The organism is Micromonospora sp. D93 (assembly GCF_018070365.1).
Classification (GTDB): Bacteria; Actinomycetota; Actinomycetes; order Mycobacteriales; family Micromonosporaceae; genus Micromonospora; species Micromonospora ureilytica.
The window spans coordinates 123,863-137,850 of record NZ_JAGPXW010000015.1 but is presented as its reverse complement, the minus strand read 5'-3'; the positions used below and the strand labels follow the sequence as shown (position 1 = coordinate 137,850).

At 69.7% G+C, this 13,988-nt stretch carries 11 protein-coding genes and 1 tRNA gene; 9 read left to right on the top strand and 3 right to left on the bottom strand.

Features of this window, described 5'->3' with window-relative positions; genetic code table 11:
* Positions 1 to 98 precede the first annotated feature (98 nt).
* The 9 genes from ald to KBX71_RS18720 all read left to right on the top strand — a co-directional run bounded on the left by ald (position 99) and on the right by KBX71_RS18720 (position 8,607).
* Entirely contained in the window at positions 99 to 1,214 is a 1,116-nt protein-coding gene (ald, locus tag KBX71_RS18760) for an alanine dehydrogenase (RefSeq protein WP_210819295.1), read from the top strand.
* 38 nt (positions 1,215 to 1,252) lie between these two features.
* The gene (locus KBX71_RS18755) at positions 1,253 to 2,218 is read left to right on the top strand and encodes a site-specific tyrosine recombinase XerD (RefSeq protein WP_210819294.1); all 966 of its coding nucleotides are present in this window, start codon (positions 1,253 to 1,255) and stop codon (positions 2,216 to 2,218) included.
* A 180-nt stretch (positions 2,219 to 2,398) separates the two neighbouring features.
* Positions 2,399 to 3,322, top strand: coding sequence for a ParA family protein (locus tag KBX71_RS18750; protein WP_124817891.1), 924 nt, complete (start codon positions 2,399 to 2,401; stop codon positions 3,320 to 3,322).
* A 41-nt stretch (positions 3,323 to 3,363) separates the two neighbouring features.
* The gene (locus KBX71_RS18745) at positions 3,364 to 4,344 is read left to right on the top strand and encodes a ScpA family protein (protein ID WP_374102615.1); all 981 of its coding nucleotides are present in this window, start codon (positions 3,364 to 3,366) and stop codon (positions 4,342 to 4,344) included.
* Positions 4,337 to 5,284, top strand: coding sequence for an SMC-Scp complex subunit ScpB (gene scpB, locus KBX71_RS18740; protein WP_210819292.1), 948 nt, complete (start codon positions 4,337 to 4,339; stop codon positions 5,282 to 5,284). The genes KBX71_RS18745 and scpB overlap by 8 nt, the downstream gene beginning before the upstream one ends.
* Entirely contained in the window at positions 5,271 to 6,041 is a 771-nt protein-coding gene (locus KBX71_RS18735; protein WP_210819291.1) for a pseudouridine synthase, read from the top strand. The genes scpB and KBX71_RS18735 overlap by 14 nt, the downstream gene beginning before the upstream one ends.
* A gap of 195 nt (positions 6,042 to 6,236) precedes the next feature.
* On the top strand, positions 6,237 to 6,917 hold the full coding sequence (gene cmk, locus KBX71_RS18730) for a (d)CMP kinase (protein WP_210819290.1): 681 nt from the start codon (positions 6,237 to 6,239) through the stop codon (positions 6,915 to 6,917).
* Positions 6,914 to 8,320 (top strand): ribosome biogenesis GTPase Der, encoded by a 1,407-nt coding sequence (gene der / locus KBX71_RS18725; protein ID WP_247683701.1) that lies wholly within the window; start codon positions 6,914 to 6,916, stop codon positions 8,318 to 8,320. The genes cmk and der overlap by 4 nt, the downstream gene beginning before the upstream one ends.
* Positions 8,321 to 8,533: 213 nt before the next feature.
* A tRNA-Pro gene (locus KBX71_RS18720) sits at positions 8,534 to 8,607 on the top strand.
* Between the two features lie 113 nt (positions 8,608 to 8,720).
* Here the strand turns inward: KBX71_RS18720 and KBX71_RS18715 are convergent.
* From KBX71_RS18715 to KBX71_RS18705, 3 genes are all read right to left on the bottom strand, one after another.
* Positions 8,721 to 9,932, bottom strand: a complete 1,212-nt coding sequence (locus KBX71_RS18715) for a site-specific integrase (protein ID WP_210819289.1) — start codon at positions 9,930 to 9,932, stop codon at positions 8,721 to 8,723.
* A gap of 4 nt (positions 9,933 to 9,936) precedes the next feature.
* A complete protein-coding gene (locus KBX71_RS18710) occupies positions 9,937 to 10,146 on the bottom strand; it encodes an AlpA family transcriptional regulator (RefSeq protein ID WP_112584515.1) in 210 nt (69 codons plus the stop codon).
* A 1,104-nt stretch (positions 10,147 to 11,250) separates the two neighbouring features.
* Complete coding sequence (locus KBX71_RS18705; RefSeq protein WP_210819288.1) at positions 11,251 to 13,188, bottom strand: Hsp70 family protein; 1,938 nt, start codon at positions 13,186 to 13,188, stop codon at positions 11,251 to 11,253.
* Positions 13,189 to 13,988 lie beyond the last annotated feature (800 nt).

Sequence of the window (13,988 nt, the reverse complement as noted above, 5' to 3'; positions counted from 1 at the left end):
AGACTGCCGCCGCGGGACCGGTGTACCGCGGCGGCAAAGGGGCCGTCGTGGCACCGAGCAGTCGGGGGAGAGCAGCCCCGAAGAGAGGTGTCTGCATCGTGAAGGTCGGAATCCCACGCGAGGTCAAGAACCACGAGTACCGCGTGGCGATCACGCCAGCGGGTGTCAACGAGTTCACCCGCAGCGGCCACCAGGTCTTCGTCGAGTCCGGCGCCGGGGTTGGCTCCAGCATCACCGACGAGGAGTTCGCCGCCGCCGGCGCGACGATCCTCGCCACCGCCGACGAGGTGTGGGAGACCGCCGAGCTGGTGCTCAAGGTCAAGGAGCCGATCGCCGAGGAGTACCACCGGATGCGCGAGGGGCAGGTGCTCTTCACCTACCTGCACCTGGCCGCCTCCAAGGAGTGCACCGACGCGCTGATCGACCGCCGGGTCACCGGCATCGCGTACGAGACCGTCGAGCTGCCCGACCGGTCGCTGCCGCTGCTCGCCCCGATGTCCGAGGTGGCCGGCCGGCTCGCCCCGCAGATGGGCGCCTTCTACATGATGCGCACCGGCGGTGGGCGCGGCGTGCTGCCCGGCGGTGTCTCCGGCGTGTACGCGGCCAAGACCGTGGTCATCGGCGCCGGCGTCTCCGGCATGAACGCCGCCGCGATCGCGCTGGGACTGCAGTCCGAGGTGCTGCTGCTGGACAAGAACGTCGCCCGGCTGCGGCAGGCCGACGCGATCTACCGGGGCCACCTGCAGACCGTCGCGTCGAACGCGTACGAGGTCGAGCGGGCCGTGCTCGACGCCGACCTGGTCATCGGCGCGGTGCTGGTGCCCGGCACGAAGGCCCCGACGCTGATCTCCAACGAGCTGGTCTCCCGGATGAAGCCGGGCAGCGTGCTCGTCGACATCGCCATCGACCAGGGCGGCTGCTTCGAGGACTCGCGTCCCACCACGCACGCCGACCCGGTCTACAAGGTGCACGAGTCGATCTTCTACTGCGTCGCGAACATGCCCGGCGCGGTGCCGAACACCAGCACGTACGCGCTGACCAACGTCACCCTGCCGTACGCCCTGGAGCTGGCCAACCAGGGCTGGCGCGAGGCGCTGCGCCACGACCCGGCACTGGCGCTGGGCCTCAACACCCACGCCGGTCAGGTCACCTACGGCCCGGTCGCCGAGGCGCACGGCATGGACGTGCTCCCGCTGGCCGACGCGCTGGCCTGAACGGTGGCGGGCTGACCGGCGGCACGGACTCCGCCGGCGTGGGCACACCACCCACGCCGGCGCTGCGCCGTGCCGTTCGCGGCTACCTCGACCACCTGACCGTCGAACGTGGCCTTTCCGCGAACACGCTCGCCTCGTACCGTCGGGATCTGGACCGTTATCTCGCGACCCTGGCCGACGCCGGCGTCGCCGACCTCGCGTCGGTCGGCGACGGCCTCGTCGAGTCGCACCTGGCGCGGCTGCGCGCCGGCGACGACGCGCACCCGCCCCTCGCCGTCTCCTCCGCCGCCCGCGCGGCCAGCGCGGTCCGCGGCCTGCACCGCTTCGCGCTGCGCGAGGGCCTGGCCGGCGCCGATCCGAGCCGCGACGTCCGCCCGCCCACGCCGCCCCGGCGGCTGCCCCGGGCGCTACCTGTCGAGGACGTGATCCGGCTGCTGGAAACCGCCGGCACGATCACCGCGACCGGCGACGACGCGCCCCTCGCGCTGCGCGACCGGGCGTTGCTGGAGTTCCTGTACGGCACCGGCGCGCGCATCTCCGAAGCGGTCGGCGCCGCCGTGGACGACCTCGACACCGACGAGGGCACTGTGGTGCTGCGCGGCAAGGGCGGCCGGGTGCGGCTGGTGCCGATCGGCGGGTACGCCGTCGACGCGGTCCGCGCCTACCTGGTCCGGGCCCGTCCCGGGCTGGCCGCCGCCGGCCGGGGCACCCCGGCGGTGTTCCTCAACGCCCGCGGCGGCGCCCTGTCCCGCCAGGGCGCCTGGGGCATCCTGCGGCACGCCGCCGACCGGGCCGGGCTCCCCGTGCACGGGCCCGCCGCCGTCTCCCCGCACACCCTGCGCCACTCGTACGCCACCCACCTGCTCGACGGCGGCGCCGACGTTCGGGTGGTCCAGGAACTGCTCGGCCACGCGTCGGTGACCACCACCCAGGTCTACACGTTGGTCACCGTGGAGCGGTTGCGCGAGGTGTACGCCACCGCGCATCCGCGCGCCCGGGGCTGAACGGGTCGCGGTCGGCGCCGACACGCCGGGCCGGTGCCGAACCCCCTGCTGGTCGGTGGCGTACAGTCGGCATCGGCGCGGACCTCCTGGGGCGACACGACCGGGGTGCGCAGCGGCGCCGCGAAGGACGTCGGACGGCTCCGACGCCGGGTGGGGTCGTCGGGAGGGGGCAACGAGCACATGGCTGGCAACGGTGACCGTGCCGAGACCTGGACGTCGGAGCTCCGCGAGCAGCAGGCCACGCTCGGCGCGGACCTCGGTCCCGCGGACCCGGCTGCCTACACGATGCGCAAGCCCATTCCCGAGCCGATGCCCACCGACCGGCACGGCCCCGCGCGCATCATCGCGATGGCCAACCAGAAGGGTGGCGTCGGCAAGACCACGACCACCATCAACCTGGGTGCCGCCCTCGCCGAGTACGGCCGCAAGGTGCTGCTCGTCGACTTCGACCCACAGGGCGCGCTCTCGGTGGGGCTGGGCGTCAACCCGCACAACCTCGACCTGTCCATCTACAACCTGCTCATGCAGGACGACATCCTCGCCGAGGACGTCGTCATCAAGACCGACGTCGCGGGGCTGCACCTGCTGCCGGCCAACATCGACCTCTCCGCCGCCGAGATCCAGCTCGTCAACGAGGTCGCCCGGGAAATGGCCCTGGCCCGGGTCCTGCGCACGGTCCGCAAGGAGTACGACTACATCCTGATCGACTGCCAGCCGTCGCTCGGCCTGCTGGCGATCAACGCGCTGACCGTCGCGCACGGTGTGCTCATTCCGCTGGAGTGCGAGTTCTTCAGCCTGCGCGGTGTGGCACTGCTGCTGGACACCATCGACAAGGTGCGTGAGCGGCTCAACTTCGACCTGGAGCTCGAAGGCATCCTCGCCACCATGTACGACAGCCGCACCACACACTGCCGCCAGGTCCTCCAGCGGGTGGTGGAGGCGTTCGGCGACAAGGTCTACCAGACGGTCATCACGAAGACGGTCAAGTTCCCCGAGTCCACCGTGGCCGGTGCACCCATCACCACGATGGACCCCGCCTCCTCCGGGGCACGTAACTACCGTCAGCTGGCCCGCGAGGTGATCGCCGCCCAGTCGGAGCGGTAGCCGGAACGCCCGGTGCCCGCCTCGTGGACTACGGTCGTCCGGTGACCGCGCCACCCCTCGACCCGCCCGAGACCGCCGCTCCGGCCGTGGTCGACGGTGTGCAGCCCGTCGGGTTCACGGTCCGGCTCGCCAACTTCACCGGCCCGTTCGACCTGCTGCTGCAACTGATCGGCAAGCACAAACTCGACGTCACCGAGGTGGCCCTGCACACGGTCACCGACGAGTTCATCGCCTACATCCGGGCGATGGGCGACGACTGGGACCTGGACGAGGCCAGCGAGTTCCTGCTCATCGCCGCGACCCTGCTCGACCTGAAGGCGGCCCGGCTGCTGCCCTCCGCCGAGGTCGAGGACGAGGCGGACCTCGCCCTGCTGGAGGCACGGGACCTGCTCTTCGCCCGGCTGTTGCAGTACAAGGCGTACAAGGAGGCGGCGGCGCACATCGCCGAGCTGGAGGCCGTCGGCGGCCGACGGTATCCGCGCGCGGTGAGCCTGGAGGCCCGTTACGCCGAGGCGCTGCCCGACCTGGTGCTCGGCATCGGCCCCCAGCGGTTGCTGAGGCTGGCCGTGAAGGCGATGACCCCGAAGCCGGTGCCGGAGGTCTCCATCGCCCACATCCACATGGTCCGGGTCAGTGTCCGAGAACACGCGGCGATCCTCGCCGCCCGGCTGCGCCGGGCCGGGACGGCCACGTTCTCGCTGCTCTGCGCCGACTGCGAGGCCACCCTTGAGGTGGTGGCCCGGTTCCTCGCGCTGCTGGAGCTGTACCGCGAGGGCCTGGTGTCCTTCGTGCAGGAGCGGGCCCTGGAGGAGCTGACCGTGCGCTGGACCGGCCCGACCGACGGCGACACCGAGCTGCACGTCGACGAGTACGCCGGCACCCCGCCCGACCCGGAACCGCCCGAGCCTGGGCCTGAGTCGGTGGAGCTTGGGCCTGCGCCGGTGGAGCCTGGGCCTGAGTCGGTGTTGGAGGCCGGCGGGCCGGACGGGGCGGGGACGACGGAGGGTGCGCGGGATGAGTGACGAGGAACGCCGGGACTCGCTGGCCGACCAGGCGGCCGCCTGGGTCCCCCCGTGGGACCGTCCCCGCCCGCCCGCCGCCGAGGACACCCCCGAGAACACCGACGTCCCGCGGGCCGAGTCGACCCCGTCGACGGTCTCGGCCATCGCTCCACCGTCGGATCAGGAAGATCTTGGAGGGGAAGTGCCCATCCAGGGGCCGGAACCTTCCAAGATCTCCGCCGAGCCGGACGCGAACGCGTCGGGCTCGGAGTCGGAGTCTGGGACGGGGACGGGCTCGACGGTGGGGGAGCCGGGTCACGTGGGGGAGCCGGACGCGACCGCTGGGGACGTACCCCGGCGGCAGTTGGCGGGGCGGCGGCGGGCGACTGTCGCGCCGGAGCCCGCGCCCGAGCTGTCCGACGCCGAGCTGCGAGGGGCGTTGGAGGCGATCCTGCTGGTGGTCGACGAGCCGGTCAGCGAGCTGGTGTTGGCCCAGGTGCTGGAGCAGCCCGCCGAGCGGGTCGGGCCGATGCTCGACGAGATCGCCGCCGGTTACACAGCGGCCGGGCACGGGTTCGAGCTGCGCCGGGCGGCCGGCGGGTGGCGGCTGTACACCCGGCCGGAATACGCTACGTACGTTGAGCGGTTCGTGTTGGACGGGCAGTCCGTGCGGCTGACCCAGGCGGCGCTGGAGACGCTCGCCGTGGTTGCGTACAAGCAGCCGGTGACCCGTTCGCGAATCTCAGCCATCCGGGGTGTGAACTGCGACGGGGTCATCCGTACGCTGGTCACCCGTGGCCTCATCGAGGAGTGTGGCACCGAAACGGACAGCGGGGCGTTCCTCTACCGGACCACCACGTTGTTCCTGGAGAAGCTCGGGCTGAACACCGTCGACGAGCTGCCGCCCCTCGCACCCTTCCTGCCCGACGACGTAGAAGAGCTTGCTGATGCGACCCGATAACCGTTCCCCCAAAGCCGACGCGCCCGTCTACGAGGGGGCTGAGCGCCTGCAGAAGGTGCTCGCCGCCGCCGGCGTGGGTTCCCGGCGCGCCTGTGAGGATCTGATCTTCCGCCGCCGGGTGACCGTGGACGGGCGGGTCGCCAAGCTCGGCGACAAGGTCGACCCGGCGATCTCCGTGATCCACGTCGACGGGGAGCGCCTCCAGGTCGACATTCGCCTGGTCTACGTGGCGATGAACAAGCCGCGTGGGGTGGTTACCTCCATGGCGGACGACAAGGGCCGCAACGAGCTGGCCGACTTCATCGGTGCCCGGCTGGAGCAGCGGGTCTACCACGTCGGGCGGCTCGACGCGGACAGCGAGGGGCTGCTGCTGCTCACCAACGACGGCACCCTCGCGCACAAGCTCATGCACCCGTCGTACCAGGTGCTGAAGACCTACCTGGCCGAGGTGGTCGGGCCGATTCCGCGCAACCTGAGCAAGCGGCTGTTGGCCGGCGTCGAGCTGGAGGACAGGCCGGTCACTGTCGACTCGTTCAAGGTAGTGGACACTCTGGGTAAATCCGCCCAGGTGGAGCTGAGCCTGCACGAGGGCCGCAAGCACATCGTCCGGCGGCTGATGGAGGAGGTCGGTCACCCGGTCACCCGGCTGGTGCGTACCTCGATCGGGCCTATCCGGCTGGGTGAACTGCGGACCGGGCGGATCCGGCGGTTGACCAACGCCGAGGTCGCCGCCCTGTTCAACGCGGTGGGTGACTGACCCCCGAGTTCGGGGTACGGCTGCCGGTAGGCTCCGCAACGGCCGGGACGCGGCCGCCGGGGTGGCGTGGGTCGCCTCCGGCGGCGTCGCGCGCGGGTTCGCCAGAGGACCCGGGCATGATTGATGACGATTGACAAACCGCTTGCGGCGCCAGATCACCGGGCGATCCGTGAGGTACGGGCTGAGGAGGACACGGTGGAGGAAAACGTACGGGCCGGGCGATGTGTGGTCGCTGTGGATGGGCCGTCCGGTTCGGGTAAGTCCACCGTGTCGCGGCGGCTCGCCGTCGCTGTCGGTGCGCGCTACCTGGACACCGGGGCGATGTACCGGGCGATCACGTTTGCCGTGCTGCGCTCCGGCGTGGACCTCGCCGACGCCGCGTCGGTGGCGAAGGTCGCCAGCGAGGTCAAGCTTCACATCGGCACCCACCCGCAGGGGTACGCCGTGACCGTCGACGGCGTGGGCGTGGACGCGGATATCCGGGGCCCGGAGGTGACCGGCGCGGTTTCCGCCGTCGCCGCCGTGCCGGCTGTTCGTGAGCTGCTCGTCACCCGGCAACGCGAGATGATCGCCAACGCTCGTCGGATGGTGGTCGAGGGTCGCGACATCGGCTCGGTCGTCGCGCCGGACGCTGACCTGAAGGTCTTCCTGACCGCCTCCGAGGCGGCCCGTGCCGCCCGGCGCAGCGCCGAGGACTCCGCCGACGTGGCGGCCACGGCCGCCGACCTGGCGCGGCGGGACCGTCTCGACTCGACCCGCAAGGTGAACCCGCTGGCCCAGGCGCCCGACGCGGTGGTGCTGGACACCACCGAGCTGGGCATCGACGAGGTCGTGGCGCGGCTGCGTGACCTGCTCACCGAGCGGGGTGTGGCATGAGTAGCGATGGTGGTGGGTGGGTCGAGCTGCGGGAGCCCGCCGTTATCTTCGAGGAACCGAGCGGCCCGCAGCCGGTGGTGGCCGTCGTCGGCCGCCCCAACGTGGGCAAGTCGACGCTTGTCAACCGGATCATCGGCCGCCGGCAGGCGGTCGTCGAGGACGTCCCCGGCGTGACCCGCGACCGGGTCCCGTACGACGCGCAGTGGAACGGCCGGGCGTTCACCGTGGTGGACACCGGCGGCTGGGAACCGGACGCGAAGGACCGTGCCGCGGCCATCGCGGCGCAGGCCGAGACGGCTGTCGTCACCGCCGACGTGGTGCTCTTCGTGGTCGACGCGATGGTGGGCTCCACCGACGTGGACGAGGCCGCGGTGAAGATGCTGCGGCGCAGCGCCAAGCCGGTGATCCTGATCGCGAACAAGGCCGACAACACCTCCATCGAGATGGAGGCCACCTCGCTGTGGTCGCTCGGCCTCGGTGAGCCGTTCCCGGTGTCCGCGCTGCACGGACGCGGCTCCGGCGACCTGCTGGACGCCATCCTCGCCGCGCTGCCGGAGGCACCGGCGATCGTGGAGAACCGTCCGCGTGGACCGCGCCGGGTGGCACTGGTCGGGCGGCCGAACGTCGGCAAGTCCAGCCTGCTCAACCGGTTCTCCGGCGAGGAGCGGGCGGTCGTCGACTCGGTGGCCGGCACCACAGTGGACCCGGTGGACAGCCTGGTCGAGATCGGCGGCCAGACCTGGCAACTGGTCGACACGGCCGGGCTGCGCAAGCGGGTCGGCAAGGCCAGCGGCACCGAGTACTACGCCAGCCTGCGTACCGCCGGCGCGATCGAGGCCGCCGAGGTGGCCGTCGTGCTGCTGGACTCCAGCGAGCCCATCAGCGAGCAGGACCAGCGGATCCTGTCGATGGTGACCGAGTCCGGCCGGGCGCTGGTCATCGCGTTCAACAAGTGGGACCTGGTCGACGCCGACCGTCGGTACTACCTGGACAAGGAAATCGACCGGGAGCTGCGCCGCATCCCCTGGGCGATCCGGCTGAACCTGTCCGCGATGACCGGCCGTGCCGTGGACAAGCTGGCCCCGGCCCTGAACAAGGCGCTGGCCAGCTGGGAAACCCGTGTGCCGACCGCGCACCTCAACCAGTGGCTGACCGCGCTGGTGCAGGCCACCCCCCACCCGGTGCGTGGTGGACGGGCGCCACGAATCCTGTTCGCGACGCAGGCCGGTGTGGCGCCGCCACGGTTCGTGCTCTTCACCACGGGCCCGCTGGACGCCGGGTACCAGCGCTTCGTCGAGCGCAAGCTCCGCGAGGAATTCGGGTACGAGGGCAGCCCCATCGAGATCTCGGTCCGTCCGCGCAAGAAACTCGGCCCCGGCGGCCGAGGCAAGGCGCACGGCTGACGCCGTTCCAGTACTCCGCGAATGCCGGATGGGCGATCCTGCCCATCCGGCATTTCCCTGCCCAACCCCACCCTCCTAGGACGCTTTAGGGGCTGTGTGGTGGCTCCTTGTGGGGTGGTTCGGTCGCGTCGCGACGCCGGTGGGGCCTGTGCGGACGACCCGGAGCTGCTGCGCTAAGCTGTACCGGCTGCCGCGGGGGAAACCACGCGGGGGCGGGACGTGGCGCAGCTTGGTAGCGCACTTGACTGGGGGTCAAGGGGTCGTCGGTTCGAATCCGGCCGTCCCGACAGAGAAAAAGCCCTGACCAGCGGAAACGCTGGTCAGGGCTTTAAGTTTGTCTATGGGGTTTTGAACCGCCCCCCGAAAACCCCCCATTTACCGGGGTCGGCGACCAGGTTCGTCATCCCTGCGCATCGTTGGGCAATGCGCGTGTGGGACGTCGCCCGCGGTCGGCGCCGAGTCGCTCGAGGATGTCCGAGACGTCCGGGGCTTGGGCGGGCTTGGCGATGTAGTACGTGGCGGTGACCTCCTCGCTGGAGTGTCCAAGCTGTGCTGCGGCGCTTTTCGTGTCGGTCTCTTCCTTGATGAGGGTGGCGACGGTCTTGCGGAAGGTGTGGGGAGTGACCCAGGCGAGGTCGGTGTCGGCGCGAGCCTCACGCCACTGGCGGCGGACGTTGTTGGGCGAGAGCCAGGTGCCGCGTCGGGAGGCGAAGATCGCATCGTGGGGGTTGTCGGCGGCAACGAGCTTGCGGGCCATGATCATGCCGACGGCGAACCGGGGCAGCACGACCATTCGCCAGCCGGCGTCGCTCTTGGTCCAAGGTTGGCGGAAGAAGCCCTGGCCTTTGACGAAGACGAGCGTGCCGCAGATCGTCAGGGTGGGGCGTTCGGCGGCGAGGTCGAGGTCCTCCCATCGCAGGGCAAGGATCTCGCCGATGCGGGCGCCGGTGGCGAGCATCAGGTCGACGACGTCCGCCAGGTCGCCGCTGTGCCGTGGTCCGGGCTTGCCGGGGATCGGTCGCTGCCAGTCACGGATAGCCGTGCGGACGGCCTGGAGATTCTCGTCGGTGAGGGCGACGACCGCGCGGCGGGGTTTACGGAGCCGGCCGGTGTCGCGGACGGGGTTGGTGGGGATCGCGCCGTGGCGAACGGCCAGGGCGAACATCTGGCTCAGGACAACTTTCGCGCCCTTGGCTGCCGAGGGACGGTCTTTGGCGATGTCGCGCAGGAACCGATCCAGGCGCCCGACGCTGGCTTCTCTGATTCGGAGGTTGCCCAGAGCGGGCAGGATCGCGTTGCGAGTGCTGGTCTCGTATCGCTGGATGGTCTGTGCTGCGATCCGCTCCTCGGTGGTGATCTCTTCGATCCACAGGTCGGCGAGTCTGCTGACGCGGGTCTCCCGGGTGATCTCGTCGTCGTTGGGGGTGGTGCGGTCACGTAGCTTGACCTTCAACGCCCGTTCCGCGGCCGGGCCGGTGGTGCCGGTGGCCTCGATGTCGCGGGTCTTGCCGTCGTAGTCGCGAAACCGCGCTCGGGCGCGGAACCGATTGGGCCCCAGCTTCTGAGTGCGGATCTTGCCCCAGGTGCCGATGGGTAGTTCAGGTCGGGCCATGGGGTCAGCGCTCCGCGTCGGTGTGGTCGTCGAGCCAGCGTTCGACTTCGCTGCGCCGGTACCGCAGGGTGTTGCCGACGCGGATCGCGCGGGGTCCCTTGCCTCGGCTGTGCCAGGCGTAGAGGGTGTTCTTGGGCTTGCCCAGCCAGGCGGCGACGTCGTCGATGCTCAGGAGAGGGTCTGGCCGCCATTCCGGGGCGGCTGAGACGTTCATCGGCGACCCAACATGTTGGTGGAGCCGGGCAGTCGGCGCGGCGTGACGCGGCCGGCAGGCTGCCGGCCACCGGGCGGTGAGGAACCGGCGGCGGTGCGGGGGTGGGGCGGGCATGGATCGGATGTCCTTTCAGGATTCCAGCATGATTGGTATCGGGGGTCCTTGGCGCTATCACTGCTAAAGGCGGTCGTGAGACTTATCGACTGTGGCTGTTTATCCACCCGGTTTGGTCGTATGGTGTCAAGCCTCTCGTCGATTGTTGTTACGGCAGCATGCTGCGGGCATTGCGGCTCGTCTCGGCGGAAATGCTTGCTCTGAATCTCGATGCTTGACGCCGGCGATTGGTGGGCGCCCACTGGTTTTCCGGTCAGTGAGGGTTTGGCATTGCGGGATCTCATGCGAGGCTGGGGTGCGTAGGAGTTTGTTGAGCAGGTTGTAGGGCGCGTCCGCTTGGCCTGCTCGACACCAATGCGGATCCGGAAATTCTGGAACGTTCCCATGTTTGTGCCCTTTCGGTGAGGTGCGGTGGCCGCGTTTGCTCAGTGGGGTTGCTCCACAACGGCGTTCGCGTGTCTGCCAGCACGGCTGAGTTGGAGGTCCTGAGATCGGCGCGCTGGCCGGATTGCCGACCGGTGCGCTGAAAGGACTGGCTGGCTCGAAGTCTCGTGGCGCTTGGGTCACTCGAAGGTGTTCGGTCTCGGGGTTCAGTCGGCCATCGTGGTGACCGAGTGGGATGGCCAGGACTGTTGATGGCTTCGGCGATTTTTGGAACTTCTTCCGAAAATGCGAGTGCCGGCTGAGCCTTCGCTCAACCGGCACTCGTTTGCTGCTATACGTATCGCTGTATGTAGGTGTGGCATTTCGGCCTGCCTCTTCCTCGGCGGGCGTGTCAGGCGTTCTCTAGTCGCTTGTTGACGTTGGTGGACTGCTGGCTCGGTTGCCTTGACGCGGCTAGGTAGGAAAGCAGGGACGAGTAATGGGTCGAGTTGGGCGAGGATCTGCTGCTGGCTGACGGAGACGCTGCGCGGATGGTCGATGTGACGGGCGTCGTTGTCATCGGCGTTGTAAATGCGGTAGTAGCGGCCCGAGGGGCTTCGCGGTCCTTCAGCTGCCCGTGCGGTCGGCGAGGCGGCGCAGCGCTGTTCCTGGCTGGGGGAAGGCGAGCCGCAGGGTGTGTGCGGTGAGTCGGATGCCCCACCAGGTGAGGGCGGCGAGGTAGCCAACGATGAGGGCGCCGGTGGTGTCAACGGTGAAGACGAGGGCGTAGCCGATGGCGAGACCGGGTGCGGTGATGGCGCGGATCGTACGGCGGCGGCTGATGGTGAGGGCGGTGGCAATGCCGACGAGGGCTGCGCCGATGCTGCCAGCGATGGGGGCGATGGCGTTCGTGGAGATGGGTGTGGTGAGGGTGATTGCGGCGCGCATGAGGTAGATGCCGGCGGTGGCGGTGATCGCGTGGGTGACGGCGGGGCGGGTCATGGCGAGCCACGTGGGTAGCGCGTCGGCGGGGATGCGGGGTGCGATGGCGGCGATGAGGGCGGCGCAAGTGGCCAACGGTAGGGCGGCGCCGAGGGTCCATTTGAGATAGGGGGTGTAGTCGTATTCGACGGCGGTGCCGGTGGCGAGGCCGTAGAGCGCTGCGGTGATGGCGCCGCCGACGGCGGTGGTGAGGTATCCGCGTCGTATGAGGCTGCCTGTGGTGGGTTCGGGTGTTGATGCGGTGGGTGTCCCGGCGAGCAAGGTGGTGGGTGCGAGGTGCGCAACGGCGAATGCGGTGAGCATGACGAGTGCGCCGGCGGTGCCGAGTTGCGGTAAGGAGGTGCGGACGCCGACGACCCAGGTGCTGAAGGTGGTGATGTAGGCGCTGAGGATGGCTTGCAGGAGCAAGACCAGGGAACAGGCACCGAGGAGCAGGGCGCCGGTGAGGTCGCTGATGCGTAGGCGCACGCGGGGTAGCCGTGCGGCGGCTGCCGAGCTTGATTGGTGCGTGGTGGTGAGGGAGAGGGCGCCTTCGGCGAGGGCGTGGGGGTGGTCGATGAGTGTGGGGGTTTTGCCGGTGGCCGCGGCGAGAGCTTCGGCCAGCGCGGGTACGCCGGGGGCTGGTCTGAGGACGACGTCAGCGAGGTGCGTTTTGTCGATGTCGGCCGCGTCGAGGAGTCCGTCGACTGCGTCGGGGATCTGGTCGAGGAGGGGCTGTGCGGCGGCCGTGACGTCGTGACGGGTGATGACGGCGGGTTGGCGGGGCGCGGGCAGCAGGATCGGGGCTTGGTCTTGGGTCGTGAGTAGGTGCCTGGCGGTGCGGACGGATTCCAGGAGGGCACGTCCGGCGTCTGCCTGGTCGCTACTGGGCGCAGTGATGATCGTGTGGAATGGGTCGGAGTCTGTGGTGGCCGTCTGGACGACGTGGTGGGCGATGAGGTGGTCGAGGTCATGGGCAAGGCTGATCTGCTGTGTCGCCAGTTCGCGGTAGCCGTCGGCGGCGGTTTGCAAGACGGTGAGGGTGGCCGGTTCGCGGTCTGCCTGGCATATAAGCACGCAGGAGCCTGCTGGCGCGGTGACGCCGAGGATTGTGGCGTAGGCGGCGAGGGCGGCGGGTGCGTTGACCAGGGCGGGAGGTGGAAAGCCGGCGCGGTTTGCTGCCTCGCTGACGTGTCCGCAGCGGCGTGGTCCCCAGCTCGGCGGAACGGTAACGGTGAGCGCGGTGATCGGCCCGTTGACGTGGACGGCAGCGTGATGGGTGACGTGCCGCAGCACGGTGGCGAGTAGATCCACCGGGTCGGGTTGCGTCGTATCGGCGGTGATGATGGGCCGGCCGAGGAGGTCCGTCGGGTTATCGACGAACCGGTGGTCTACCGGCAAGGACGTCGCGGCCATTGGGTCGAGACCGACGTAGATTTCCCCTGCGGGCCCGATAACGACGCCAGGTGGCATGACGAGGCGACCGTCGATGAGGATGGGGATCTTGAGGCCTTGCCGGCTGACAGTGGCGGCGATGGCCGACGAATTTAAGTCGACCGACAAGACAGTGCCCCCGCTTGGCATGAGGGGCAGTCTCGTCCCTGAAGGCATCCGGGTGTCAACCGTGATCCGCAGAACGTGACTCGTTGTACGCGGATGGTGAGAATCTCTCCCGATGGGATAGTCGAAGGCACTCACCCTCGTGTATTTGAAGAAGATCGGGGATCAACGGCAGGGGGACAGGTGCAGCAGATGCACCGAGGCAGAGACGACAAACTCGCCGAGTACGGTGCACGCGCCACCGTCCGCATCCCAGCAGATTCACGGCCGCGTGCGCGACCGTCCCTCGGCGGGGCTGTTCGCGGCGTCATCGGCGCGGGACTCTTCTTGGTAGCCGTTCCGGTGCTGCTGTGGGCCGCGGGTGGAAACCCTCTCCGTCGGCTGCCGGCCTGGTCGCAGATCCCCGACTGGTTCGCGCGCTCCAGTGGGCGGTTCACCCCGGATTTCCTCATTAGCGCGGCTCTCTGGACAATGTGGCTGCTGTGGGGCGTGTTCACACTGCTCCTGCTCGCCGAGCTCCTCGCGGCGGTGACCCGGTGGCGTATCCCCATACTCAGGTTGCCGGCCCCGTTGCACCGGCTCGTGTTCGGTCTGGCCGGCACCGCAGCGCTCGCCGTCACCCCCGCCGGCTCCCTCGACGCGGCGGTGCACGGGGATCGGCCGTCTACGCCCGCCGCCGCAACAGAGCGTGCCGAAGTTCCCCGGCAAGCCGCAGCCCGTGGACCCGCCATCATCCACGTCGCCAATCAGCGCTTCCTCTACACCGTCGAGCGACACGACACCTTGTCAAAGGTCGCGAAGGAGTGGCTCGGCGACGCGGGTCG

Excerpts from the sequence above, each read along its gene's own strand:
- KBX71_RS18710 (WP_112584515.1), bottom strand. The coding sequence starts at position 10,146 with ATGAACGTCTCAGCCGCCCCGGAATGGCGGCCAGACCCTCTCCTGAGC.
- KBX71_RS18715 (WP_210819289.1), bottom strand. The coding sequence starts at position 9,932 with ATGGCCCGACCTGAACTACCCATCGGCACCTGGGGCAAGATCCGCACT.
- KBX71_RS18705 (WP_210819288.1), bottom strand. The coding sequence starts at position 13,188 with ATGCCAAGCGGGGGCACTGTCTTGTCGGTCGACTTAAATTCGTCGGCC.
- scpB (WP_210819292.1), top strand. The coding sequence starts at position 4,337 with ATGAGTGACGAGGAACGCCGGGACTCGCTGGCCGACCAGGCGGCCGCC.
- KBX71_RS18750 (WP_124817891.1), top strand. The coding sequence starts at position 2,399 with ATGGCTGGCAACGGTGACCGTGCCGAGACCTGGACGTCGGAGCTCCGC.
- KBX71_RS18735 (WP_210819291.1), top strand. The coding sequence starts at position 5,271 with ATGCGACCCGATAACCGTTCCCCCAAAGCCGACGCGCCCGTCTACGAG.
- der (WP_247683701.1), top strand. The coding sequence starts at position 6,914 with ATGAGTAGCGATGGTGGTGGGTGGGTCGAGCTGCGGGAGCCCGCCGTT.